Origin of the sequence: uncultured Ferrimonas sp. (assembly GCF_947489035.1) — a bacterium.
In the GTDB taxonomy this organism is placed as follows: domain Bacteria; phylum Pseudomonadota; class Gammaproteobacteria; order Enterobacterales; family Shewanellaceae; genus Ferrimonas.
On the sequence record NZ_CANLCI010000028.1, the window covers coordinates 29,322 to 53,635 of the forward strand.

Here is a 24,314-nt window from a genome sequence, read left to right on the forward strand (position 1 = left end):
CATCCGCCGTTATTTTCCTAAATGGCAGCCACAAAAAAAGCAGCCCTAAGGCTGCTTTTTGTTTTTCTCGGCGTGGGTAATTACACGTCGAGGTTGGCTACTGCCAAGGCGTTGCGTTCAATGAACTCACGACGGGGCTCAACTTGATCGCCCATCAGAGTATTGAACAGCTGATCGGCGCCAACGGCGTCTTCCACGGTAACCTGCAACATGCGACGGGTTTCCGGATCCATGGTGGTTTCCCACAACTGCTCAGGGTTCATCTCGCCCAATCCTTTGTAGCGCTGGATGTAGAGGCCACGCTTGGACTCTTTCAACAACCACTCCAGTGCCTGTTCGAAATCTTCGATCGGCAGGCGACGTTCGCCACGACTGATGTAAGCCCCCTCTTCCAACAAGCCAACCAGAGACTCGCCCAGGTTGTTAATGCGCTTGTAATCGCTGGAGTGCAAGAAGTCGTAAGTCAGCAGGTAATCGCTCTCTACGCCGTGCTGACGCAAGATAAGCTTCGGCAACCACAGGCTGCGCTCTTCATCTTGTTCCAGTTCAAAGCGGTAAGAGGCGCCTTCCAGATCTTTCTCGTTCAGCTCGGCAACCACCTTTTCTGCCCACGCACTAACGTGTGCTTGATCCGCCAGCTGCGCTTCCACTAACGCCGGAACGTAAACCAGGTGCTTCAACATCGAGACAGGGAAGCGGCGGCTTTGACGTTCAACAACCGCTTCCACTTCGCGGAACTGGTTAACCAAAGACTCTAACGCGGCGCCTTTGATCCCCGGCGCATCACTGTTGACGTACAGTGCGGCATTATCCAACGCCAAAGTCGTCAGGTACTCGGTTAACACTTCATCGTCTTTGATGTAGCGCTCTTGTTTGCCTTTCTTCACTTTGTACAGTGGTGGCTGAGCGATGTAGATGTAACCGCGCTCAATCAGTTCTGGCATCTGACGGTAGAAGAAGGTCAGCAACAAGGTACGGATGTGCGAACCATCGACATCGGCATCGGTCATGATGATGATTTGATGGTAACGCGTCTTATCTGGGTTGTACTCATCGCGGCCAATACCACAGCCCATGGCGGTGATCAGCGTGGCCACTTCCTGCGACGACAGCATCTTATCGAAGCGCGCTTTTTCCACGTTCAGGATCTTACCCTTCAGTGGCAAAATCGCCTGATTCTTACGGTTACGACCCTGCTTGGCGGAACCGCCAGCGGAGTCACCCTCCACAATGTACAGTTCAGACAGCGCCGGATCTTTTTCTTGGCAATCGGCCAATTTACCTGGCAAGCCAGCCAGATCTAACACACCTTTTCGGCGGGTCATTTCACGGGCTTTACGGGCCGCTTCACGCGCGCGAGCCGCATCGATGATTTTACCCACCACCTGCTTGGCTTCGCTTGGGTTCTCTAGCAAGTACTCCGCCAGTTTCTCACCCATCGCTTGCTCAACCGCGGTCTTCACTTCGGAAGAAACCAGCTTATCTTTGGTCTGGGAAGAGAACTTAGGATCCGGCACTTTAACCGAGATAACCGCGGTTAAGCCTTCGCGAGCGTCATCACCAGAAGCCGAGGTCTTGGCTTTCTTGGAGTAACCCTCTTTATCCATGTAGGTGTTCAGCGTCCGAGTCAGTGCCGAACGGAACCCCGCTAAGTGAGTACCGCCATCGCGCTGAGGGATGTTGTTGGTGAAACAGAAGATGTTCTCTTGGAAACCATCGTTCCACTGCATCGCCACTTCGACCGCCACGCCATCTTCACGTTCAATGTTGAAGTAAAACGGGGCCGGAATGATTGGGGTTTTGTTGGTGTTAAGGTAATCAACAAACGCCTTGATGCCGCCTTCGTAACAGAAGTGCTCCTCTTTACCATCACGCTCGTCAACCAAACGGATGGACACACCGGAGTTCAAGAACGACAATTCGCGCACGCGCTTGGCCAAAATGTCGAAGTGGAAGGTGGTGTCAGAGAAGGTGCTTGGGCTTGGCCAGAAGCGGATCATGGTGCCGGTTTTTTCGGTATCACCAACCACTTTTAACGCTTCAACCGGTTCGCCTAAAGCGAAGGTCTGCTCGTGCACGTGACCCTGACGACGTACGGTCAGTTCCAGTTTGTCAGACAAGGCGTTTACAACCGAAACACCCACACCGTGCAAACCACCGGATACTTTGTAGGAGTTATCGTCGAACTTACCGCCAGCGTGCAGTACCGTCATGATTACGGTTGCCGCAGAGATCCCCTCTTCTGGGTGGATGTCTACTGGCACACCACGACCATCGTCTTTCACCGACATCGAACCGTCGGAGTGAATGGTGATGATGATGTCGCTACAGTGGCCTGCTAAGGCTTCATCGATGGAGTTATCCACCACCTCAAACACCATGTGGTGCAAACCGGTGCCATCGTCGGTATCGCCGATGTACATGCCCGGGCGCTTACGCACCGCGTCTAGGCCTTTTAAGACCTTAATACTTGAGGAATCGTAGCTATTTTCTGACATACGCCTGTCTCTATTAATCTTGCTGTTCCGTTATCCGACCCTGTTCCACGTGGAACCTTTTATCCCAGGGCACCATCGCCAACTGTTCTGGCTCAATCGCCGTAACAAACACTTGGCCACCAGTTTTTTGCAGCTGCTCTAACAATAACGTGCGGCGGGTCTGGTCCAGTTCGGATGCCAGATCGTCCACCAAGTAAATGCACTGCCGTTGCTGTTGTTGGCTCAGAACCATGCCCTGAGCAATTTTGAGCGCGCATACCAAGAGCTTGAGCTGTCCACGGGACAAGCTGTCTTGGGCTGGCATTTTATCAACCCTGAGGCGAAGATCGGCTTTATGGGGGCCGGAAACCGTATAACCTAATTGAAGATCACGCGCTAAGCCAGCGCTATACACCTGATCTAATTCGGTTTTACTGTCCCACCCTTGGTTAAAACTGATCCGGATCGGCACATCAGGTAAAAACTGATCTATTATACCCTTCAACGCGTCATTTAACGAATTTACCCACGCTTTTCGAGCGTCGGTAAGCCATTGACCATATTGAACAAGCTGCTTGTCCCAGATGGCGATTTGACGGGTTGAAGCTTGTTGCCGCAGCAGCTGATTACGCTGCTTCAGCAATCGTCGAAATCGGCTCCACACCGAAAAAAACTGGGGGTCGCCATGGAACGCTCCCCAATCAATGAATTCCCGTCGGGCTTTTGGCCCATCCAACAACAATGAGAAACTCTCTGGGCTGATCAATTGCAATGGCAACATCGACGCCAACTCAGCCAAGCGCTTGGCCGGCTCGCCATTAATACGCACTTGATGATCACCGCCGCGCTCGCGCTGCAAGCCGATGCGATCGTCGCTGCCCAGTTGGGCAAACAAGGTAAAGTGCGGTTGGTTATGCTGGATCACGCGCTGGGATAAGTGGCTGCGAAAAGAGCGCCCCACACTGAGGAACCAGATCGCTTCTAATACGCTGGTTTTGCCACTGCCGTTGGCGCCGTAGATAAGATTCAGGCCACCAGCGGGAGAAACGCTAGCGGCCTGAACATTACGGAAATGGGCAAGTTGCAGTTTGGTGAGCATTACAACCGCATCGGCATAACCACATACACCGATTCATGGTTGTCGGCGTTTTCAAACAGCGCACTGCTGTTTGGGCCACCTAAGGTGATCTTAACCTGCTCGAGCTTAAGCGCATTAAGCACATCCAACACGTAAGCCACGTTAAAGCCGATCTCCAGATCCGCGTGCGGATAGTGAATATCCAGCACCTCTTCCGCTTCTTCTTGCTCGGGGTTGTTGGCAGTAATGGTGAGCTTATTGCTCTCCAGTTGCAGCCGTACCCCACGGAACTTTTCATTCGACAAAATCGACGCACGAGCAAACGCTTGTTTAAGCAGTTCTCGCTCGGCAATCACCTCTTTATCGCCATCTTTTGGCAATACGCGGCGGTAGTCAGGGAAACGACCATCCACCAACTTAGAGGTAAAGATGGCGTTGGAGGTAACCGCACGAATCGAACTGTCCCCAATACATAGGGTGATCACTTCGTTTTCATCTTCAAACAGACGGCTCAGCTCCACCACCCCTTTGCGCGGCACAATCACCTGTTTCTCCGGCAGCTGCGCTTCGATGGTGCGATGGCTTACCGCCAAGCGGTGACCATCGGTAGACACCGTTCGCAGCACATTGCCTTCGGTTTCAAACAGCATGCCGTTGAGGTAATAGCGCACATCTTGGTGTGCCATTGAAAACTGGGTCGATTCAATCAACGATTTAAGGGTGCCTTGCGGCATCGAAAACTGCAGTTCGCCCTGCCAATCGCCTAAATTAGGAAACTCATCCGCCGGTAAAGTGGCTAACGAAAAACGGCTGCGGCCAGAGCGGATCAGCAGACGATTTTCTTGCTGTTCAATCTTAATCTCAGCCGCATCAGGCAAGCTTTTACAAATGTCTAAAAACTTACGCGCTGGCACCGTGGTGCGACCCGGTTGGATCTCACCTTGCAGCTGCACTTGGCCGATCAGTTCCACTTCCAGATCGGTACCGGTAATTTTCAGTACGTCGCCGCTGACTTCCATCAATACGTTCGACAAGATCGGCAGATTATGGCGGCGCTCTACCGCGCCAGAGACCAATTGCAGTGGCTTAAACAGTGCATTCTGCGTGATGGTAAAAAGCATTTAGGCTCCTATCAGGACGACAAAGTACGGATCAGGTTGGCGTAGTCTTCTTTGATGTCGTGGCTCTCTTCCCGCAGTTGCTCAATCTTGCGACAAGCGTGCAATACGGTGGTGTGATCACGGCCACCAAAGGCATCGCCGATCTCGGGCAAGCTGTGGTTGGTGAGCTCTTTCGCCAGCGCCATGGCCACTTGGCGTGGGCGCGCCACCGAACGAGAGCGACGTTTAGACAGCAGATCCGCCACTTTTATCTTGTAATACTCCGCTACCGTTTTTTGAATGTTATCCACGGTAACCAGCTTTTCTTGCAGCGCCAACAGATCCCGCAACGCTTCACGAACGAAATCGATGGTGATCGGCCGTCCGGTAAAGTTGGCGTTGGCGATCACCCGATTCAAGGCGCCTTCCAGTTCACGTACGTTAGACCGCAAACGCTTAGCAATAAAGAACGCCACTTCATCCGGCAGATGAATGTTGGACTCTTCCGCTTTACGCATCAAAATCGCCACACGGGTTTCCAGCTCTGGCGGCTCAATCGCCACCGTTAAGCCCCAACCAAAGCGCGATTTCAGACGATCTTCAACGCCGTCGATCTCTTTCGGGTAACGATCCGACGTCAGAATGATCTGATGATTGCCTTCCAACAGCGCATTAAAGGTGTGGAAGAACTCTTCTTGGGATCGATCTTTATTGGCAAAGAATTGAATGTCATCGATCAACAACGCATCCACGCTGCGGTAGTAGCGCTTAAACTCGGCAATGGCATTGTTTTGCAACGCCTTGACCATGTCTTGCACAAACCGCTCAGAGTGCATGTACACCACTTTGGCGTTGGGTTTGTTCTTCATGATGCCGTTGCCAACCGCGTGCAACAGGTGAGTTTTACCCAAACCGGTGCCGCCATAGAGGAACAACGGGTTGTAGGCACCGCCAGGGTTGTCTGCCACCTGCGTGGCGGCCGCACGGGCCAATTGGTTTGATTTACCTTCAACGAAGTTATCAAACTGGTAAGTGAGGTTAATGTTGCTGCGGCCACTGCCGCTGTTGGGCGACGCCACCAGCGGCGCGGCCGTTGGGGCTGGGCTTGGGGCAAAAGTGGGGGCGGCGGCGGGCACGGGAGCCGGCGCTGACGCTGGGCGAGTGCTTTCCCCCATGGCCACTTTGGGTCGTGCTTCCGGTTTGCTACCAATATCAAAGCGCAGCGTTGGTGACTGATCCCCCAATTCGCTGTGCAGGTATTCGGTGATGTTATCCAAATATTTATCGCGCACCCAATCCAGCACAAAGCGGTTAGGGGCGTACAACACTAGGGTGTCACCAAGCATTTCGGACTGTAACGGACGGATCCACATGCTGAACTGTTGTGCCGGTAGCTCCTGCTGGAGCCAAGCCACACAACGTTGCCAAATCGGTACACTCACCGTCTTAACCCCAAAAAATATTTTTAATAATTGCGGTCGATTTTACCTAGGTTACCGCTTGATCGCCATAACTAAACCAAGGTTATCCCCAGATCCGATCCGCGATCCTAGCGCCAGCAAGGATCGCCAGATCGACAACCAGATCGAATGGAAAAACTCAGACAGATCGGGGGCTGGAAAGCGATCGCAATGATCTCTATAATCGCCGCAGTTCGATCCGATCGCGGATCGAGGTGTCTATATCTTGTGGTTGATACACAGTTTTATCCACAACAACTGGTGTATTTCTCATAAGAATAGAAAAGCACGCAATTGAGATTGACGTTGGTGGTCGTTTTTTATTAGAATTCGGCCTCTTTTTAAGCCGCCCGCGCTTTCACTCTTCCGAGTGGGATTAAAGGCAGCTGCTAAAGTTAATCTGTACAGTTAACTGAATTACGGTAAAAAGCTATGAAACGTACTTTTCAACCGAGCGTATTGAAGCGTAAGCGTAACCACGGTTTCCGTGCTCGTATGGCCACTAAGAATGGTCGTCAGGTACTGGCCCGTCGTCGCGCTAAAGGCCGCGCTCGCCTGTCTGCATAATCCTATTATGCAGAGCGCCTCAACACAGGTGCGATATACCTTCGGCCGGGAGTTACGTCTGTTAACTCCCGGCGATTTTAAATCCGTCTTTGCTAACCCGACTCGGGCTGCCTCTCCCCATCTCACTCTTCTTGCTGTATCCACCGATACAGACCATCCAAGACTTGGCCTTACGGTCGCCAAAAAACACGTCAAAAAAGCCTGTCAACGCAATCGCATCAAGCGAGTAGTGCGCGATAGCTTTCGCCTTCACCAACACGATTTACCGAACGTAGATATTGTGGTGATCGCCAAAAAAGGCGTGGATGAGTTGGACAATGCAGCTATTCACAAACTGGTAGAAAAGTTATGGCGCAAACTCACTCGCCGTTGCAACGAATCTTAATCGGCTTCGTTCGTTTCTATCAAAAGTGGCTAAGTCCCCTACTGGGGCCTAATTGTCGGTTTACGCCAACTTGCTCACACTATGCAGCGGAAGCAATTTCGACTCACGGTGTGGTTTACGGATGTTGGTTAACTATCGCGCGCATTATAAGATGTCACCCTTTGAATGAAGGGGGACAGGATCCGGTCCCCAAAGCCAAACAAGGCAGAGACTGTTAATTTATGGAATCTCAACGCAATTTACTTTTGATTGGGTTGCTGTTTGTCAGCTTCTTGCTGTTCCAACAGTGGCAGCTTGATCAACAACCTCAACCTGAGCCGGTTGCTCAAACTCAGCAAGATGTCCCTGCGGCGTCCTCAGCTGATGTACCAGCAACGGCGGCGGCAATCCCGTCGGCGGCAGCCAGCGTATCGACCAATCAGATCACCGTATCAACCGATACCTTGACCCTGAGCATCGATACCAACGGTGGCGACATCGTCGCGGCTTCACTGCCAGAGCACAAAGTAGAACAAGATGGCGAGCAAGCGCTGACCATCCTGTCTGCACAGTACATCGCGCAAAGCGGTTTGATTGGTGCCCAAGGCCCAGATGGCCAAGCTCAGCGTCCGCAGTACCAAACCACCGCGAAGTCTTTCACCATGGAAGGCGAGCAATTGGTTGTGCCGCTCAGCTACACCGACGCCAACGGCATTGTGTTTGAGAAGCGCTTTACCTTCCATAAAGGTCAGTACGACGTTGCGGTTGAGTACATCGTTCGCAACGGCTCTAACCAAAACGCTCAAGTACAGATGTACAGCCAGCTGAAGCAAACCACCAACGTGGAAGAAGGCAGCATGTTTATGCCGACTTACCGCGGTGGCGCTTACAGTACCGCTGACACCCGTTACGAGAAGTACAGCTTTGACGACATCGCCGATGACAATCTGAACGAGATGACTCAAGGCGGTTGGGTGGCCATGCTGCAACACTACTTTGTGTCCGCGTGGGTGCCTGCAGCCAACAGCAACAACGAGATCTACAGCCGCAACGTAGGCAACTACGCCATCATTGGGGTTAAGCAGCCAAGTCAAGTGATCGCCGCGGGTGCAACCGCCACCATGAAAGCCGACTTCTACGTTGGCCCTAAGGATCAGGAAGCGCTGTCGGCGTTGTCTGAAACCTTAAACTTGGTTGTCGATTACGGTTGGTTGTGGTTCTTGGCTGAGCCGCTATACGCTCTGCTGATCTTCCTGCACGGTTTAGTGGGTAACTGGGGTCTGGCCATTATCGCCATGACGCTGATCATCCGCGGCATCATGTACCCGCTGACAAAAGCGCAGTACACCTCAATGGCGAAGATGCGTAACCTGCAACCGAAGATGCAAGAGCTTAAAGAACGCTTTGGCGATGATCGTCAGCGCATGAGCCAAGCAACCATGGAGTTGTACCAAAAGGAAAAAGTGAACCCTATGGGTGGCTGTTTCCCAATGTTGCTGCAATTCCCTATCTTCATCTCGTTCTACTGGGTGTTGTTAGAAAGCGTTGAACTGCGCCATGCGCCATTCTTTGGCTGGATCCAAGATCTGTCCGCACAGGATCCGTTCTACGTGTTGCCTGTGCTGATGGGGATCTCAATGTTCGCCATGCAGAAGCTGCAGCCAACCATGGCCAACATGGATCCAATGCAACAGAAGATCATGCAGTACCTGCCAGTGATGTTCACCGTGTTCTTCCTGTGGTTCCCATCCGGTCTGGTTCTGTACTGGTTAGTGGGTAACCTGGTGGCCATTGCTCAACAGCTGATCATCTACAAGAGCTTGGAGAAACAAGGCCTGAAATAAGCCTGATGTCCCCATGCTGATGGCCGCAACACTTCGGTGTTGCGGCCATTTTTTTTGCCTTTTTTACCTGTAGCGATAACCGCTTTGGTATTCTTAGCCCCAGTAATCTTAAGCAAACACATACTATGACCGATCACAGCGAAACCATTGTGGCCCAAGCCACCGCCCCGGGTCGTGGTGGAGTAGGCATCGTCCGCGTTTCCGGCAAGTTAGCCGAAACCGTTGCCACCGCCCTGCTCGGCCGTGTACCGAAAACCCGCTACGCCGAATACTTGTCGTTTAAAGATCAGACCGGCGCCGTGCTGGATCAAGGCATCGCCTTGATGTTTAAAGCGCCTAATTCGTTTACTGGCGAAGACGTATTAGAGCTGCAAGGTCACGGCGGTCCCGTCGTGATCGACATGCTGATCCGAGCGGTGCTGACCGTTGACGGCGTTCGCACCGCGCGCCCTGGCGAATTTTCCGAACGCGCCTTCTTAAACGACAAACTGGATCTGGCCCAAGCTGAAGCGATTGCCGATCTGATTGAAGCCAGCTCAGAGCAAGCGGTACGCAGTGCCTTATCTTCACTGCAGGGCGAATTTTCAGCCCAAGTGAACGACTTGGTTGAAAAGCTAACCCATCTGCGGATCTACGTTGAAGCCGCCATCGACTTCCCTGAAGAAGAGGTCGATTTCCTTGCTGACGGTAAAATTGCCGCGGCGCTGAGCGCCGTGCAAGCCCAGCTAGGAAAAGTGCAGCAAAGCGCCCAGCAAGGGGCGTTGATGCGCGAGGGGATGAAGGTGGTGATCGCCGGCCGCCCGAACGCCGGCAAATCGAGCCTGCTGAACGCCCTTGCCGGTCGTCAATCGGCCATTGTTACCGACATTGCCGGCACCACCCGCGACGTGCTGCGTGAACACATCCATATCGATGGCATGCCGCTGCACATCATCGACACCGCCGGTCTGCGTGAAGCCTCTGACGAAGTAGAACGCATCGGCATTGAGCGCGCTTGGGATGAGATTGAGCAAGCCGACAGAGTGTTGCTGATGGTGGATGGCACCGACACCGAAGCCACGGATCCGGCGCAGATCTGGCCCGAATTTATTGAACGCCTGCCTGCGGGCATGGGCTTATCCATCATTCGCAACAAAGCCGATCTCACCGGTGAAGCGATGGGACAAAGCGTACAACAAGGCACACCGGTGTTCCGTTTGTCTGCCAAAACCGGTGCCGGTGTGGATGAGATCAAGCAGCACCTAAAAGCCTGCATGGGCTTTGAAGGCACCAACGAAGGCGGCTTTATGGCGCGACAGCGTCACCTCGAAGCGCTGCACAGCGCCAACGAACGCTTGGCCTTAGGCGCCGAACAGCTGGAACAGTTTCACGCCGGTGAGCTGCTGGCCGAAGAACTGCGCTTGGCCCAACAAGACTTGGCTGAGATCACCGGCGAGTTCAGCTCAGACGATCTGCTCGGGCGGATCTTCTCGTCGTTCTGCATCGGTAAATAACCCACCTCAGACAACCCAAGCCCACCCCACGGTGGGCTTTTTTAGACCCATTACCTTACCTAAACCTCACCTCAAATAAGGATTAACGCCATGACTCAGAAGCTGGCTTTGATTGTTGGCACCACCATGGGCAACGCCGAAGCGGTGGCCGATGAACTGCAACCGCAACTCGAAAACATGGGCTTTGACGTGCTCAATACCCTTACTCCAGAGCCGAAAATCATTGCCGAATACCCGCTGTGGCTGGTGGTTTGTTCCACCCACGGTGCCGGTGATCTGCCCGATAATCTGCAGCCGTTACTGCAATGGTTGCAGCAAAATCCCGATCTGAAAGGGCAAAAGTATGCGCTGTGTGGCATTGGTGACAGAAGTTACGATACTTTTTGTGGGGCACTAAAACAGATCGAACCGGCATTGCGATCCTGCGGCATGATCCCGTTTGTGGATAAGATCGAAATCGATGTACAACACTTGGATCTTCCCGAAGATCAGGCATTAAGCTGGATCGAACAGTGGCCCAAAGGGATCGAATGATCGCACTTTACGATCCTTTGATCACAGCTTAATCTAAGTTACCCACAGAATAGCGAGTTAACCACATGCTTATGTGTATATCTTTGGATCTCTCTGTGGTTAACCGTTGCATTATTCAAAGGCGCGATCCAAAAGGATCCTGCCCTGTGCATAAGATCGCGATCTATACACCGGTTCCGATCCGGTTGATCCCGCGTTGATCACAACAAACGATCCCGCGCAAAGCCTTGCTACACTAGGCTTTGCGGCGGTTATCAACAGAGATCGTCTTGCTTAATAGAAATAAAAACAAAGGATCTTTAAAAAGATCTTATTTAATTAAGATCAAGATCCTTAGATCCCCAGCTCGAAAAGTGACCTTTTGTAAAGCGGCTGAGCAGTGCTAGAATGCAGCGCCTTTTTTGGCACCCATGGTTTTAAGCAGATAGGTAGGTAAGCATGCAGGTACAACAACACTATGACGTGATCGTCGTTGGCGGCGGCCATGCCGGCACCGAGGCGGCGCTGGCCAGTGCCCGTACAGGCAGCCGCACGTTGCTGCTTACCCATAACCTCGACACCCTGGGTCAGATGTCTTGCAACCCCGCCATTGGTGGGATTGGCAAAGGCCACCTGGTGAAAGAGATCGACGCCCTTGGCGGCGCAATGGCGTTGGCCACCGACAGTGCGGGCATTCAGTTCCGTACCCTCAATGCGTCCAAAGGCCCTGCGGTTCGAGCCACTCGAGCCCAAGCGGATCGCGCCTTGTATCGAACCGCGATCCAACAGATCCTTTTTTCACAACCGAACCTTGAGATCTTCCAGCAAGGGGTAAACGATCTGATCATGGATCAGGATCGCGTTACCGGAGTAATCACCGACGCTGGGATCCGTTTCAATGCCGAAGCCATCGTCTTAACGGTTGGCACCTTCTTGGACGGTAAGATCCACATCGGCTTAAACAATTACGCCGGTGGCCGCATTGGCGACACCAACGCCTCTGTGTTGGCTCAGAAGCTACGAGAGATGCCATTGCGTATCGATCGTCTTAAAACCGGCACACCGGCCCGTTTAGACGCCCGTAGCTTGAATTACCAGGTGATGCAGGAACAAGCAGGCGATAATCCAACGCCGATCTTCTCCTACATCGGCGATCGCAGCCGTCAGCCACGGCAGATCTCTTGCTACATCACCCACACCAATGAGCGCACTCACGAAATCATTCGTGCTGGGCTGGATCGCAGCCCAATGTACACCGGTGTGATCGATGGCATTGGCCCACGCTACTGCCCATCGGTAGAAGACAAAATCATGCGCTTTGCTGACAAAAGCTCGCACCAGATTTTTGTTGAGCCGGAAGGCTTAAACAGTTTTGAGATTTACCCCAATGGGATCTCCACCTCGTTGCCGTTTGATGTACAGCTGGATCTCATTCACTCCATCGCGGGTTTTGAACAAGCCAAGATCCTGCGTCCAGGTTACGCCATCGAATACGATTACTTTGATCCTCGCGATCTAAAATCGTCACTGGAGAGCAAGTTCATCAATGGCTTGTTCTTTGCTGGCCAGATCAACGGCACCACCGGCTACGAAGAAGCGGGTGCACAAGGTTTACTGGCAGGCTTAAACGCCGCCCGTTACGGCCGTGGTGACGCCAGCTGGGCCCCCCGTCGTGATGAAGCGTACTTAGGCGTGCTGGTGGATGATCTGTCCAGTTTGGGCACCCAAGAGCCCTACCGCATGTTCACCAGCCGCGCCGAATACCGCTTGCTGCTGCGTGAAGACAACGCCGATCTGCGCTTAACCGCATTAGGCCGTGAATTGGGCTTGGTGGACGACGAACGTTGGGCCAAGTTCAACCACAAAGTCGACACCATTGAACAAGAGCGTCAGCGTTTGCGTGATACCTGGGTTCAAAAAGACAGCGATGCTGCGGCCAAACTGAACCCCAACCTGAAAAGCCCATTAACCCGCGAAGCCAACTTAGAAGAGCTGATCCGCCGTCCGGAAGTGACTTACGATCAGTTGATGGCGTTAGACGAGTTGGGGCCGAAGGTGGACGATCAGCGCAGCGCCGAGCAAGTTGAAATTCAGATCAAATACGCCGGTTACATCGAACGTCAAAAAGACGAAATTGAAAAAGCCCGTCGCCATGAAGCCACCAAGCTGCCCTTGGATCTGAATTACGCCGACGTAAAAGGCCTCTCCAACGAAGTGATGGCCAAGTTGAATGAGCATAAACCGGAAACCGTTGGCAACGCGTCGCGGATCTCTGGGGTAACCCCAGCGGCGATTTCACTGCTGTTGGTTTACCTGAAAAAACACGGTTTGCTGCGAAAAAGCGCCTAAGCAAACTCGCGGAACCCATCACGGGGCTTTCCATGCCCTGTTGTCGCCTTCATAATGTTCCATTAATTGTTTTTAGAGGAACTGTCCGTGTTGGCGCAACGCCTTACCTCCCTGATCGATCGCACCGAGCTGGAAGTCTCAGCCAAGCAGCAGCAACAACTGGTGGCACTGGTTGAATTGCTGGATAAGTGGAACAAAGCCTACAACCTTACTTCGGTGCGCAAACCGGAGCAGATGCTGGTTCGTCATATCATGGACAGCATTGTGGTTGGCCCATATCTGCAAGGAACGCGGTTTATCGATGTCGGTACTGGCCCAGGGTTGCCTGGCCTGCCGTTGGCGATCTGCAATCCCGACAAACAGTTTGTGCTGCTGGACAGCCTCGGCAAACGGATCCGTTTTATCCGCACCGTGATCCACAAGTTGGGCTTAACCAACGTGGTTGCGATGGAAAGCCGGGTTGAAGCCTATCAGCCTGAACAAGGGTTTGATGGGGTTATCAGCCGTGCGTTTGCCTCGTTGAATGACATGCTGAGCTGGTGTCATCACCTGCCAGCGGAAGAGGGTCTGTTCTACGCCCTAAAAGGTCAGCTAGACGACGCTGAGTTAGGGCAGATGCCAGCAGGATTTAGCATCGTAGATCAACACGCATTGGACGTACCAGAGCTGGACGCTCAGCGCCACCTGGTGTTGGTTCGTGCCCAATAATCTCTGATCTGGAGTGATCCCGTGGCTAAAATCATCGCGATTGCCAACCAAAAAGGTGGCGTGGGGAAAACCACCACCACCATCAACTTAGCGGCCTCAATGGCAGCCACTCGGCGCAAAGTGCTGTTGATCGATCTCGATCCACAGGGCAATGCCACCATGGGCAGCGGCGTTGATAAATACCAAGTGCCGCATACGGCATACGATCTGTTGGTTGACGAAGTGCCCGCCGAGCAGGTGATCCAGCGTGAAACCAGCGGTAAGTTTCATCTTATCGCTGCCAACGCCGACGTGACCGCTGCTGAAATCAAACTGATGGAAGTGTTCGCTCGGGAAGTGCGGCTGCGAAATGCCTTGGCGCCGGTGAAAGACGATTACGATTACATCTTTATCGACTGCCCACCCTCGCTCAATATGCTGACCGTGAACGCGTTAGGCGCTGCCGATGCGGTGTTGATCCCGATGCAGTGCGAGTATTACGCGTTGGAAGGATTGACCGCGTTGATGGACACCATCGGTAAGTTAGGCCAATTGGTTAACCCTAGCCTGCAGATCGAAGGGATTTTACGCACCATGTACGATCCTCGAAATCGGTTGGCTAATGATGTGTCCGATCAGCTGAAAACCCATTTTCCCGAGCAGGTGTATCGCACTGTGATCCCTCGTAATGTGCGTTTGGCTGAAGCCCCAAGCTTTGGCTCACCAGCGATGTATTACGACAAAAGCAGCGCCGGTGCCAAAGCCTACTTGGCGTTGGCTGGAGAGATGCTGCGCCGCCAAGAAGCCGGTGCCATTACCTCGTTAGTAACCGAATAACAGCAGAGAGAATCCGATGACGCTGAAGAAACGCGGCTTAGGTAAAGGCTTGGATGCCCTTTTGGGCAGCAGCCAAGCAGCCAGCCAACAACAGCAAGCCCAGGTTGAGCAACCGCCAGTCGCGGCCAGCACCAGTGCGGAACATGGCTTGGTGCAGTTGCCAGTAGAGAGCTTGCGCCGTGGTAAATATCAGCCTCGTCGTGATATGTCCCACGATGCGTTGGAAGAGTTGAGTGCTTCGATCAAATCCCAAGGGATCATTCAGCCTATTTTGGTGCGTCAGCTCAGTGGTGATCGTTATGAGATCATTGCCGGTGAACGACGTTGGCGTGCGGCGCAATTAGCGGGTTTGGCACAGGTGCCGTGCATTTTAAAGCCGGTAGACGACAACGCCGCGGTTGCCATCGCCCTGATTGAGAACATTCAGCGTGAAGATCTGAACGCCATGGAAGAAGCCATTGCGTTGAAGCGCCTGGCCGATGAATTTGAGCTAACTCATGCCCAAGTGGCTGAAGCCGTTGGTAAATCACGGACTACCGTAACCAACCTGCTGCGCTTGAATCAGCTCAACGACGAGGTGAAAACCTTGTTGGAGCATGGCGATATCGAGATGGGTCATGCCCGTTCACTGCTTGGGGTGGAAGGCGATGAGCAAACCTTAGCGGCCCGGCAAGTGGTGGCGAAGGGGCTAACGGTGCGCGATACCGAGAAGCTGGTGCACAAGCTGCAGCAGCCGGAACAGCCGAAAGCCGTGAAGGTTACCGATCCGGATATTGAGCGATTAAGCCAACACATCAGCGCCTCATTAGGGGCCGAAGTGACGATTGCGCCAGGGAAAAAAGGCAACGGCAAGTTGGTGATCAACTACGCTGACTTGGATCAGCTTGATGCGATCATGGCCAAATTAGCGCCGCCGCTGGAATCGTAATTCCGCGATAAAACGCTGCTAGAAAGCCCGCCGGCATCGCTTGCGGGCTTTTTTAATGGCAAAAATTTGAGCTGGCGCACAACCGTGTTTGCTGTGCATTTTAAGACCGATGTAAACCTGTCACGTGGCTGGGCCGAGCTCAAGGTGTTTGTGCTGCGGTGGCCCATTTTGGGAGCCAGCAGACAGCAGGGTGATTATTGCGGATCAACCATGTTCCAAAATCGGGAATATTTGCTACTGAGCATCACGAAAAATAGTGATTAATAAACTGTACGAATATTTGAACGTTTAAAGTCAAAGTGGTGAATAAACCTGCATCCTGACATTGAACCTAGCTCCCAATTGCTAATGTACTAGGAAAAGGGCTATACCCCAACTGCTTAAAAACAGCGCAAACAAGGCTAAATGTTATCAAAGCATAAGTTAGTTAAGTCTATGATATTTATAAACTATGGTTTTGGAAATGATACCGATCTCATGCGTAAGTGATTGAAATAATTAGAGGCTTCACAGAACTTTCTGCGCTCGTGCGCGCAATCACAACTACGCAGTTTGCCTAATTTGCATCCTTAATTAAGAGGGGTATACTTTCGCTTGATTTTTAAGGTTTCGCTGGCGTTTGTCAGTGCTTTAAAAATGCAACGGCGGCGATTTGCACGGCTTTGAAAAGGAGTTTGTCGCTTATCGTTAAAGTGGAATTACGGAGTCTACGTACTTGGTTAGACAACCTTCAGCAACTGGCAGGGATATCGCCTTTCGCTTTATCACCTTCCAAGCCTTGGCGGTCGTTCTCTTTAGTGCAATTGGCACCGCAGTTCAGGATACAGAGCATGGAATGCTTCTCTTTTTGGGCGGCGCTATCGCTGTTATCCCCAACTACGCCTTCGCTTCAATCGTCTTCTTTCGCCGCAAGCGAGAACAAGACGCAGGTAAAGCGGTTAACACCTTTTATCTGGCTGAAGCGATTAAGCTGATGCTAACCGCGTTGATGTTTGCCGCGGCCTTTATAGCAGTTCAAGTGGAAGGACCCCTTCTGTTTGTCGGTTACATAGGCGCCCTACTGATGCATTGGTTAGCACCATTGTTGTTTCAACCAAAACAATTGGGATGAATCATGGCTGCTAATTCGCAGGAATATATTCAGCACCACTTGCAGAACTTACAGGTTTGCTCGACCGAACACGGTATCGAGTGGGCACACTGTCAGGATGCAGGGTTCTGGACTTTGAACCTCGATTCATTGCTGTTTTCAATTGGAATTGGTGTTTTCTTCCTTTGGTTGTTCCGTCGCGTTGCGGTCAAATCCACCACTGGCGTTCCCGGCAAGCTGCAATGCTTCGTCGAGATGATTGTGGAATTTGTCGACAACAGCGTGAAGGAGTCCTTCCACGGTCGCAATGCGTTGATCGCCCCATTAGCTTTAACCATTTTCGTTTGGATCTGGTTGATGAACTTTATGGATTTGATCGCCATTGATTGGCTGCCATCCGTTGCCTCAGCAGCTGGCGTACCTTACTTCAAGGTTGTGCCGACTACTGACATCAACATCACCATCGCGATGGCGTTGTGTGTGTTCGCTCTGGTGCTGTACTACAGCATTAAGGTCAAAGGCATTGGTGGGTTTGTAAAGGAGCTGACACTTCATCCTTTTAATCACTGGGCAATGATCCCATTTAACCTGGTACTTGAACTGATTAGCTTGCTCTCAAAGCCTGTTTCTTTGGGTTTGCGACTGTTCGGCAACATGTATGCAGGTGAAGTGATCTTTATCCTTATCGCGGTGATGTACAGCGCAGGTTGGGTTATGGGCACCATGGGCGGCGCATTGCAGCTGTTCTGGGCTATTTTCCACATCCTGATCATTACATTGCAGGCGTTTATCTTCATGGTATTGACCATCGTTTACCTAAGCATGGCAAGTGAAGATCACTAGGGTTTAGAGTTACAAATTTCAACAACTTGATTTTTAAAGTTTGATAAAAACTGGAGTTTACAATGGATTTAAATTACGTCGCTGTTGCGATCCTGCTGGGTCTGTCCGCTCTGGGTGCAGCTATCGGTATCGGTATCTTGGGTGGTAAGTTCCTTGAAGGTGCCGCTCGTCAGCCTGAGCTGATCCCTCTGTTACGTACCAACTTCTTCGTAATGATGGGTCTGGTGGATGCGGTACCAATGATCGGTGTTGGTATCGGTCTGTTCATGCTGTTTGCTTAATAAGACACCCCTTTAAACCAACATCTATTGTCGTGCTATGCGCATGACCAATGGGTTTTTTAGGAGGATTTCGTCGTGAACATGAACGCGACCCTTATCGGCCAAAGTATCGCCTTCCTCGTCTTTGTGTGGTTCTGCATGAAGTACGTATGGCCCCCATTAATGGGTGCTATTGAAGAGCGTCAAAAGGCTATCGCTGACGGTTTGGCTAGCGCCGAACGTGCAGGCAACGATCTGAAGCTGGCGCAACAAGCCGCTACTGAAAAATTGTCTGAAGCGAAGCTACAGGCGGCCGAAATCATTGAGCAAGCTAACAAACGTGGCGCTCAGATCGTAGAAGAAGCTAAGACCGAAGCTGTCGTGGTGCGTGACAAGATCATTGCCCAAGGCGAAGTGGAAATCGAAGCGGAACGTAACCGTACCAAAGAGCAATTGCGCTCTCACGTTGCAGCCTTGGCTGTGGCCGGTGCGGAGAAGATCATCGAGCGTACTATTGATGTCGATGCACATAACGACATCATTGATAAGCTTGCTGCGGAGCTGTAAGCAAAGGGAGAGGGCTAAATGTCTGAACTGACCACTGTTGCTCGCCCTTATGCCAAAGCGGCTTTCGATTTTGCTGTCGAGAAGCAAGCGGTAGATAAGTGGACTGAGATGCTGGCCTTTTTGGCCGAAGTGGCAACCAACGAAACCGTTGCTGCCATGCTGACCGGTCAAACTAATGCCGAGCAACTGGCCGACATCTTTATCAAGATTGGCGGCGAGCAGATCGATGAGCAAGGTCAGAATTTTATTAAAATTCTGGCAGAAAATGGACGCCTAGTCGCGCTACCTGCTGTTGCAGAACAGTTCACGCAATTGCGTGAACAGTGGAAGGAAGAGATCACCGCTGAGGTGACTTCCGCTACAGAGTTATCTGCAGAGCAACAGAAGGCTATAGCCGCGTCTCTGGAACAACGTTTGGCACGTAAGGTTAAACTGAATTGCACTATCAACCCGGAACTGATTGCAGGCGTGGTAATTCGCGCAGGTGATACGGTTATCGATGGGTCGGTACGTGGCAAGCTCAGCCGCCTTGCTGACAAGCTGCAATCCTAATTGGGGATTTGAGCATGCAACTGAATTCCACTGAAATCAGCGAACTGATCAAGAGTCGTATTGAACAGTTCAATGTTGTTAGTGAAGCTCGTAACGAAGGTACCATCGTTTCTGTAAGCGACGGTATTATCCGCATCCACGGCCTGGCCGATGTGATGCAGGGTGAAATGATCGAGCTACCTGGCAACCGTTTCGCTATTGCACTGAACTTGGAGCGTGACTCCGTAGGTGCGGTAGTTATGGGCCCATACGCCGACTTGGCTGAAGGCACCAAAGTTAAATCCACCGGTCGTATTCTGGAAGTTCCAGTTGGCCGTGCCCTGTTGGGTCGTGTGGTTAACACCTTGGGTGAACCTATCGATGGTAAAGGTCCTATTGCGACCGATACATTCTCTCCGGTTGAAGTTATCGCCCCAGGCGTAATTGAACGTGAAGGTGTATCCCAGCCAGTACAAACAGGCTACAAGTCTGTTGATGCGATGATCCCAATCGGCCGTGGCCAGCGTGAGCTGATCATTGGTGACCGTCAGACCGGTAAAACCGCGATGGCGATCGATGCGATCATCAACCAGAAAGATTCTGGCATCTACTCCGTATACGTTGCTATTGGCCAGAAGGCTTCTACCATCGCCAACGTGGTACGTAAGCTGGAAGAGCACGACGCACTGAAGAACACCATCGTTGTGGTGGCATCTGCTTCTGAAGCTGCTGCTCTGCAATACCTGGCGCCATACTCTGGTTGTGCCATGGGTGAATACTTCCGTGACCGTGGTGAAGACGCTTTGATCGTATACGATGACCTGTCTAAGCAGGCTGTTGCATACCGTCAGATCTCCCTGTTGCTGAAGCGCCCACCAGGTCGTGAAGCATTCCCAGGTGACGTTTTCTACCTCCACTCCCGTCTGCTGGAACGTGCGGCTCGTGTAAACGCAGCCTACGTAGAAAAGTTCACCAACGGTGAAGTGAAAGGTAAGACCGGTTCTTTGACTGCATTGCCAATCATTGAAACCCAAGCGGGTGACGTATCCGCGTTCGTACCGACCAACGTAATTTCCATTACCGACGGTCAGATCTTCTTGGAAACCGACCTGTTTAACGCTGGCTTACGTCCTGCTGTTAACCCAGGTATCTCTGTATCCCGTGTAGGTGGTGCAGCACAGACCAAGATCATCAAGAAGCTGTCCGGTGGTATTCGTACCGCTTTGGCTCAGTACCGCGAACTTGCTGCATTTGCTCAGTTCTCCTCTGATTTGGATGACGCCACTAAGGCGCAGCTGGATCACGGTGAGCGTGTAACCGAGCTGATGAAGCAGAAGCAGTACGCGCCAATGAGCGTTGCACAGCAAGCTGTTGTCATCTTTGCCGCTGAAAAAGGCTTCCTGAAGTCTGTTGAAGTAGCCAAGATCGGCGCATTTGAGGATGCTCTGCTTTCTTACGTGACCAGCGAACAAGCTGATTTGCTGAAGACCATCAACGAGACTGGAGACTACAACTCCGACATCGAAGGTCAGCTGCAAGCGGCATTGGAAAAGTTCGTTGCCACTCAAACCTGGTAACAGGATAGGAGAGTAAGAGATGTCCGGCGCTAAAGAGATCCGTACCAAGATCGCGAGTGTGAAAAACACTCAGAAGATCACTTCTGCCATGGAGATGGTTGCCGCTTCGAAAATGCGTAAAGCGCAGGATCGGATGCACGCTTCTCGTCCCTATGCAGAAAGCATGCGTAAGGTGATCGGTCACATCGCGCAGGGCTCTCTCGAATACAAGCATCCGTACATGGAAGAGCGCGAGGTTAAGGCGGTAGGTTACATCGTAATCTCTACCGATCGCGGTCTGTGTGGTGGCCTGAACATCAACGCGTTCAAGCAAGTACTGAAAGCCTCTGCCGATTGGCAGAAACAAGGCGTAGACGTACAGCTGGCTACCCTGGGCACCAAAGGTGCCGCGTTCTTCCCTGGCTTTGGCGGTAATGTTGTCGCTCAGGCGTCCGGTTTTGGCGATGCGCCAGAACTGAACGATCTGATCGGTGCCATCAAAGTTATGTTGGATGCCTATGACGAGGGCAAACTGGATCGCTTATTCGTGGTGTACAACGAGTTTGTAAACACCATGAAGCAAGAACCAGTGATCGATCAACTTCTGCCGTTGCCAAAGAGCGACACTCAAGAAGCACCGAAGACTTGGGATTACGTCTACGAACCAGACGAGCCGAAGCCGATCATCGACATGTTGCTGAAACGCTACGTAGAGTCGTTGGTTTACCAAGGTGTGGTTGAGAACGCTGCGTCTGAACAGGCCGCCCGTATGGTTGCGATGAAATCCGCAACCGATAACGCTGGTGACCTTATCGACGCTCTGCAACTGGTATACAACAAGGCTCGTCAGGCTGCTATTACTCAAGAGCTTGGTGAGATCTGTGCCGGTGCCGCAGCGGTTTAAGGCAACGGTTTAAGAATCAGAGGATTAATCATGAGCACAGGTACTGTTGTTCAAGTGATTGGTGCGGTTGTCGATGTGGAGTTTCCACAGGATTCCGTACCTCAGGTATACGACGCACTGAACGTTGCTACCGAAGGCGCTAGCAAGTTGGTGCTGGAAGTACAGCAGCAGCTGGGCGGTGGCGTTGTACGTACCATTGCAATGGGTGCATCTGAAGGTCTGCGCCGTGGGTTGGTAGTAACCAACACCGGCAGCGCGATTAAGGTACCAGTAGGTACTGCGACCCTAGGCCGCATCATGAACGTGCTGGGCGACCCTATCGACGAATGTGGCGATGTGGGCGAAGAAGATCGTTGGGAAATCCACCGTGAAGCGCCAAGCTACGAAGACCAATCCAGCGCCACTGAGCTGCTGGAAACTGGCATCAAGGTAATCGACCTGGTTTGTCCATTCGCTAAGGGTGGTAAAATTGGTCTGTTCGGTGGTGCCGGTGTTGGTAAAACCGTAAACATGATGGAGTTGATCAACAACATCGCGAAGGCACACTCCGGTTTGTCTGTATTCGCTGGTGTTGGTGAGCGTACCCGTGAAGGTAACGACTTCTACTACGAAATGGCTGAATCTGGCGTTGTTAACTTAGACGACAAAGTACAGTCTAAAGTAGCCATGGTTTACGGTCAGATGAACGAGCCACCAGGTAACCGTCTGCGCGTAGCGTTGACCGGTCTGACCATGGCCGAGAAGTTCCGTGACGAAGGTCGTGACGTACTGTTGTTCGTGGACAACATCTACCGTTACACCTTGGCCGGTACTGAAGTATCTGCTCTGTTGGGTCGTATGCCTTCTGCGGTAGGTTACCAGCCAACTCTGGCGGAAGAGATGGGTGTTCTGCAGGAGCGTATTACCTCCACTAAGAGCGGTTCCATTACTTCCGTTCAGGCGGTATACGTACCTGCGGATGACTTAACGGATCCATCCCCTGCGACCACCTTTGCTCACTTGGATGCAACCGTTGTACTGAGCCGTGAAATTGCTGGCCGTGGTATTTACCCAGCAATTGACCCACTGGATTCCACCTCTCGTCAGTTGGACCCACTGGTTATCGGTGAAGAGCACTACGGTGTAGCTCGTGGCGTGCAGACTAACCTGCAGCGTTACAAAGAGCTGAAAGACATCATTGCGATCCTGGGTATGGATGAGCTGTCTGAAGAAGATAAGCAAACCGTATCCCGTGCCCGTAAGATTGAGCGCTTCCTGTCTCAGCCATTCTTCGTAGCCGAAGTATTTACCGGTTCGCCTGGTAAGTACGTATCTTTGGCTGAAACCATCCGTGGCTTTAAAGGCATTCTGAACGGTGAGTACGATCACCTGCCAGAGCAAGCCTTCTACATGGTTGGTTCTATCGACGAAGCTGCTGAGAAAGCGAAGACCCTTTAATCTTTCCGGGAGGATAAGATGGCAATGACTGTTCATCTGGATGTCGTTAGCGCGCATGAGAAGATGTTCTCTGGTCTGGTAGAGAAGATCCAAATCACCGGTCAAATGGGTGAGTTGGGGATCTATCCTGGCCACATGCCGTTACTGACTGCCATCAAGCCCGGCATGGTTCGTCTCGTTAAGCAGCACGGTGAAGAAGAGGTAATTTACCTCTCTGGCGGTATCCTTGAGGTACAGCCAGATTACTTAACCGTGATGGCTGACGTTGCCGTTCGCGCAGAAGATATTGATGCCGAAGCAGCGAAAGCTGCCAAGCAGGCAGCGGAAGAGCAACTGGCTTCCTCTGCGTCTGATATCGATCACGACAAAGCCGTTGTCGAGCTTGAAAAAGCCCTGGCGCAGCTGCGAGTGATTGAGCTGATCAGCAAGAATCTGGGCAAATAAGCTTACAGAGCCTACAAAAAAGCGTCGCAACTGCGACGCTTTTTTTATGCCTGCTGATCCTGTTTTAACAGCCACAGCAAGGTTGCAAAAATTGGGATTAACCCCAGCAGTACCGATGGCGCTGGCCAGGGTTGCCCCAACAGCACATTAATCACAATCACAATTGCTGGCGACAACAACGCATAGGCGCTGGCACTGCTGCCCCCCACCACCACACTGGCGCTTTGAAATAAGAAAAAAGTCAGCATGGTATTGGCGGTCGCCAACCACACAATCGCCACGGTTTGGCTGGCACTGGGCCACAACCAGTGCGGTTGCACCACCGCACACACCAACAGCAGCCACAGACAGCCACAGATCAACGACCAGCCGGTGATCACCAGCATTGGTTCACCTCGGTGCAATTGCTTTACCAGCAATGGGTATAACCCCATAAAAGCACACCCCAGTAAAAATTGACTGTTGCCCAGCGGCCATCCCCCTTGCAACAGATGGTTTAATTGCCCTTGGCTGATCAACCATAACGCCCCCGCACCACCGCCCAGTAACACCAGTACCCGACTGAGGCTGCTGGGTTGACGCCAGCCCAGATACGCAAACAGCACACTGAACAGTGGCACCGTGGTGGAGAGGCTGCTCATGGCGATGGCACTGGCGCTGTCTGCGGCCACAAACATCAATAGGAAAAAGGCGATCAACGGCAAGCTGATCACGCTATAGCGCCCAAAGGCTTCGAGACGAATGGGGTTGAGCTGACCACGCATCAGCAGCAACAGAATGAAGCCGACGGCGGCAATCAGGTAGCGCAGCAACGTAGTTAACAGCGGTGGGTAGCTTTGACCCAAGAAATTCGCCAAAGGGTAAGAGGTGCTGATCAACACCGCATAAATCAGTAGATACAGATGAGCCCGTGGTGCAGAGGTCATGGTGGCCTATGGGTAGCAGTAAGAAAGTCGCACATTATGCGGTAAGCCAATCGCCATTA

The 24,314-nt window shown here is 52.1% G+C and carries 24 protein-coding genes; 19 read left to right on the forward strand and 5 right to left on the reverse strand.

Going from position 1 to position 24,314, the window contains the following annotated elements; all coding sequences use genetic code 11:
* Nucleotides 1-80: 80 nt before the first annotated feature.
* The 4 genes from gyrB to dnaA are packed head-to-tail and all read right to left on the reverse strand — an operon-like array spanning nt 81 to nt 6,097.
* The gene (gene gyrB, locus Q0796_RS14885; RefSeq protein ID WP_298444577.1) at nt 81-2,498 is read right to left on the reverse strand and encodes a DNA topoisomerase (ATP-hydrolyzing) subunit B; all 2,418 of its coding nucleotides are present in this window, start codon (nt 2,496-2,498) and stop codon (nt 81-83) included.
* A 13-nt stretch (nt 2,499-2,511) separates the two neighbouring features.
* Nucleotides 2,512-3,576, reverse strand: a complete 1,065-nt coding sequence (gene recF, locus Q0796_RS14890; protein WP_298444579.1) for a DNA replication/repair protein RecF — start codon at nt 3,574-3,576, stop codon at nt 2,512-2,514.
* Entirely contained in the window at nt 3,576-4,676 is a 1,101-nt protein-coding gene (dnaN, locus tag Q0796_RS14895) for a DNA polymerase III subunit beta (RefSeq protein ID WP_298444581.1), read from the reverse strand. The genes recF and dnaN overlap by 1 nt, the downstream gene beginning before the upstream one ends.
* A gap of 11 nt (nt 4,677-4,687) precedes the next feature.
* Nucleotides 4,688-6,097, reverse strand: a complete 1,410-nt coding sequence (gene dnaA / locus Q0796_RS14900) for a chromosomal replication initiator protein DnaA (RefSeq protein ID WP_298444583.1) — start codon at nt 6,095-6,097, stop codon at nt 4,688-4,690.
* Nucleotides 6,098-6,547: 450 nt separating this feature from the next.
* On the opposite strand from dnaA, the gene rpmH reads away from it, so the two are divergent.
* The 19 genes from rpmH (at nt 6,548) to Q0796_RS14995 (ending at nt 23,329) form a co-directional block, all read left to right on the forward strand.
* Nucleotides 6,548-6,682 (forward strand): 50S ribosomal protein L34, encoded by a 135-nt coding sequence (gene rpmH / locus Q0796_RS14905; RefSeq protein WP_013347301.1) that lies wholly within the window; start codon nt 6,548-6,550, stop codon nt 6,680-6,682.
* Between the two features lie 7 nt (nt 6,683-6,689).
* Nucleotides 6,690-7,067: a ribonuclease P protein component gene (gene rnpA / locus Q0796_RS14910; RefSeq protein WP_298444588.1), complete on the forward strand. Its 378-nt coding sequence runs from the start codon at nt 6,690-6,692 to the stop codon at nt 7,065-7,067.
* On the forward strand, nt 7,031-7,285 hold the full coding sequence (yidD, locus tag Q0796_RS14915; RefSeq protein WP_298444590.1) for a membrane protein insertion efficiency factor YidD: 255 nt from the start codon (nt 7,031-7,033) through the stop codon (nt 7,283-7,285). The genes rnpA and yidD overlap by 37 nt, the downstream gene beginning before the upstream one ends.
* A gap of 3 nt (nt 7,286-7,288) precedes the next feature.
* A complete protein-coding gene (gene yidC / locus Q0796_RS14920; protein ID WP_298444592.1) occupies nt 7,289-8,890 on the forward strand; it encodes a membrane protein insertase YidC in 1,602 nt (533 codons plus the stop codon).
* 125 nt (nt 8,891-9,015) lie between these two features.
* Entirely contained in the window at nt 9,016-10,383 is a 1,368-nt protein-coding gene (gene mnmE / locus Q0796_RS14925) for a tRNA uridine-5-carboxymethylaminomethyl(34) synthesis GTPase MnmE (RefSeq protein WP_298444593.1), read from the forward strand.
* Nucleotides 10,384-10,473: 90 nt separating this feature from the next.
* Nucleotides 10,474-10,917, forward strand: coding sequence for an FMN-binding protein MioC (gene mioC, locus Q0796_RS14930; protein ID WP_298444595.1), 444 nt, complete (start codon nt 10,474-10,476; stop codon nt 10,915-10,917).
* A gap of 438 nt (nt 10,918-11,355) precedes the next feature.
* Nucleotides 11,356-13,245, forward strand: a complete 1,890-nt coding sequence (gene mnmG, locus Q0796_RS14935; RefSeq protein WP_298444596.1) for a tRNA uridine-5-carboxymethylaminomethyl(34) synthesis enzyme MnmG — start codon at nt 11,356-11,358, stop codon at nt 13,243-13,245.
* A gap of 87 nt (nt 13,246-13,332) precedes the next feature.
* Nucleotides 13,333-13,953 (forward strand): 16S rRNA (guanine(527)-N(7))-methyltransferase RsmG, encoded by a 621-nt coding sequence (rsmG, locus tag Q0796_RS14940; protein ID WP_298444597.1) that lies wholly within the window; start codon nt 13,333-13,335, stop codon nt 13,951-13,953.
* A gap of 21 nt (nt 13,954-13,974) precedes the next feature.
* Entirely contained in the window at nt 13,975-14,769 is a 795-nt protein-coding gene (locus tag Q0796_RS14945) for a ParA family protein (protein ID WP_298444598.1), read from the forward strand.
* Between the two features lie 16 nt (nt 14,770-14,785).
* A complete protein-coding gene (locus Q0796_RS14950; protein WP_298444600.1) occupies nt 14,786-15,697 on the forward strand; it encodes a ParB/RepB/Spo0J family partition protein in 912 nt (303 codons plus the stop codon).
* A 715-nt stretch (nt 15,698-16,412) separates the two neighbouring features.
* A complete protein-coding gene (locus tag Q0796_RS14955; RefSeq protein WP_298444602.1) occupies nt 16,413-16,808 on the forward strand; it encodes an ATP synthase subunit I in 396 nt (131 codons plus the stop codon).
* A gap of 3 nt (nt 16,809-16,811) precedes the next feature.
* Nucleotides 16,812-17,630, forward strand: a complete 819-nt coding sequence (atpB, locus tag Q0796_RS14960) for a F0F1 ATP synthase subunit A (protein WP_298444604.1) — start codon at nt 16,812-16,814, stop codon at nt 17,628-17,630.
* A gap of 62 nt (nt 17,631-17,692) precedes the next feature.
* Nucleotides 17,693-17,911, forward strand: a complete 219-nt coding sequence (gene atpE / locus Q0796_RS14965) for a F0F1 ATP synthase subunit C (protein WP_298444606.1) — start codon at nt 17,693-17,695, stop codon at nt 17,909-17,911.
* Between the two features lie 75 nt (nt 17,912-17,986).
* Nucleotides 17,987-18,457 carry a F0F1 ATP synthase subunit B gene (gene atpF / locus Q0796_RS14970; RefSeq protein WP_298444608.1) on the forward strand — a complete coding sequence of 157 codons (471 nt, stop codon included), beginning with the start codon at nt 17,987-17,989 and terminating at the stop codon, nt 18,455-18,457.
* An 18-nt stretch (nt 18,458-18,475) separates the two neighbouring features.
* Nucleotides 18,476-19,009 carry a F0F1 ATP synthase subunit delta gene (gene atpH, locus Q0796_RS14975; protein WP_298444610.1) on the forward strand — a complete coding sequence of 178 codons (534 nt, stop codon included), beginning with the start codon at nt 18,476-18,478 and terminating at the stop codon, nt 19,007-19,009.
* A gap of 14 nt (nt 19,010-19,023) precedes the next feature.
* Nucleotides 19,024-20,565 (forward strand): F0F1 ATP synthase subunit alpha, encoded by a 1,542-nt coding sequence (gene atpA / locus Q0796_RS14980; protein ID WP_298444612.1) that lies wholly within the window; start codon nt 19,024-19,026, stop codon nt 20,563-20,565.
* A gap of 19 nt (nt 20,566-20,584) precedes the next feature.
* Entirely contained in the window at nt 20,585-21,448 is an 864-nt protein-coding gene (gene atpG, locus Q0796_RS14985) for a F0F1 ATP synthase subunit gamma (RefSeq protein ID WP_298444614.1), read from the forward strand.
* Nucleotides 21,449-21,478: 30 nt separating this feature from the next.
* On the forward strand, nt 21,479-22,885 hold the full coding sequence (atpD, locus tag Q0796_RS14990; protein ID WP_298444616.1) for a F0F1 ATP synthase subunit beta: 1,407 nt from the start codon (nt 21,479-21,481) through the stop codon (nt 22,883-22,885).
* 18 nt (nt 22,886-22,903) lie between these two features.
* Complete coding sequence (locus tag Q0796_RS14995; protein WP_298444617.1) at nt 22,904-23,329, forward strand: F0F1 ATP synthase subunit epsilon; 426 nt, start codon at nt 22,904-22,906, stop codon at nt 23,327-23,329.
* Nucleotides 23,330-23,373: 44 nt separating this feature from the next.
* Here Q0796_RS14995 and Q0796_RS15000 read toward each other — a convergent pair whose 3' ends face one another.
* Nucleotides 23,374-24,255, reverse strand: a complete 882-nt coding sequence (locus Q0796_RS15000) for a DMT family transporter (protein WP_298444619.1) — start codon at nt 24,253-24,255, stop codon at nt 23,374-23,376.
* Nucleotides 24,256-24,314: the final 59 nt, after the last annotated feature.

What these genes read in the sequence shown, in the direction of transcription:
- Q0796_RS15000 (WP_298444619.1), bottom strand. Translation starts at nt 24,255, where the DNA reads ATGACCTCTGCACCACGGGCTCATCTGTATCTACTGATTTATGCGGTG.
- mnmE (WP_298444593.1), top strand. Translation starts at nt 9,016, where the DNA reads ATGACCGATCACAGCGAAACCATTGTGGCCCAAGCCACCGCCCCGGGT.
- atpH (WP_298444610.1), top strand. Translation starts at nt 18,476, where the DNA reads ATGTCTGAACTGACCACTGTTGCTCGCCCTTATGCCAAAGCGGCTTTC.
- yidD (WP_298444590.1), top strand. Translation starts at nt 7,031, where the DNA reads ATGGCGCAAACTCACTCGCCGTTGCAACGAATCTTAATCGGCTTCGTT.
- atpB (WP_298444604.1), top strand. Translation starts at nt 16,812, where the DNA reads ATGGCTGCTAATTCGCAGGAATATATTCAGCACCACTTGCAGAACTTA.
- yidC (WP_298444592.1), top strand. Translation starts at nt 7,289, where the DNA reads ATGGAATCTCAACGCAATTTACTTTTGATTGGGTTGCTGTTTGTCAGC.
- Q0796_RS14995 (WP_298444617.1), top strand. Translation starts at nt 22,904, where the DNA reads ATGGCAATGACTGTTCATCTGGATGTCGTTAGCGCGCATGAGAAGATG.
- rpmH (WP_013347301.1), top strand. Translation starts at nt 6,548, where the DNA reads ATGAAACGTACTTTTCAACCGAGCGTATTGAAGCGTAAGCGTAACCAC.
- recF (WP_298444579.1), bottom strand. Translation starts at nt 3,576, where the DNA reads ATGCTCACCAAACTGCAACTTGCCCATTTCCGTAATGTTCAGGCCGCT.
- atpA (WP_298444612.1), top strand. Translation starts at nt 19,024, where the DNA reads ATGCAACTGAATTCCACTGAAATCAGCGAACTGATCAAGAGTCGTATT.
- dnaN (WP_298444581.1), bottom strand. Translation starts at nt 4,676, where the DNA reads ATGCTTTTTACCATCACGCAGAATGCACTGTTTAAGCCACTGCAATTG.
- rnpA (WP_298444588.1), top strand. Translation starts at nt 6,690, where the DNA reads ATGCAGAGCGCCTCAACACAGGTGCGATATACCTTCGGCCGGGAGTTA.
- mnmG (WP_298444596.1), top strand. Translation starts at nt 11,356, where the DNA reads ATGCAGGTACAACAACACTATGACGTGATCGTCGTTGGCGGCGGCCAT.
- gyrB (WP_298444577.1), bottom strand. Translation starts at nt 2,498, where the DNA reads ATGTCAGAAAATAGCTACGATTCCTCAAGTATTAAGGTCTTAAAAGGC.
- atpD (WP_298444616.1), top strand. Translation starts at nt 21,479, where the DNA reads ATGAGCACAGGTACTGTTGTTCAAGTGATTGGTGCGGTTGTCGATGTG.
- atpE (WP_298444606.1), top strand. Translation starts at nt 17,693, where the DNA reads ATGGATTTAAATTACGTCGCTGTTGCGATCCTGCTGGGTCTGTCCGCT.
- mioC (WP_298444595.1), top strand. Translation starts at nt 10,474, where the DNA reads ATGACTCAGAAGCTGGCTTTGATTGTTGGCACCACCATGGGCAACGCC.
- atpG (WP_298444614.1), top strand. Translation starts at nt 20,585, where the DNA reads ATGTCCGGCGCTAAAGAGATCCGTACCAAGATCGCGAGTGTGAAAAAC.
- Q0796_RS14950 (WP_298444600.1), top strand. Translation starts at nt 14,786, where the DNA reads ATGACGCTGAAGAAACGCGGCTTAGGTAAAGGCTTGGATGCCCTTTTG.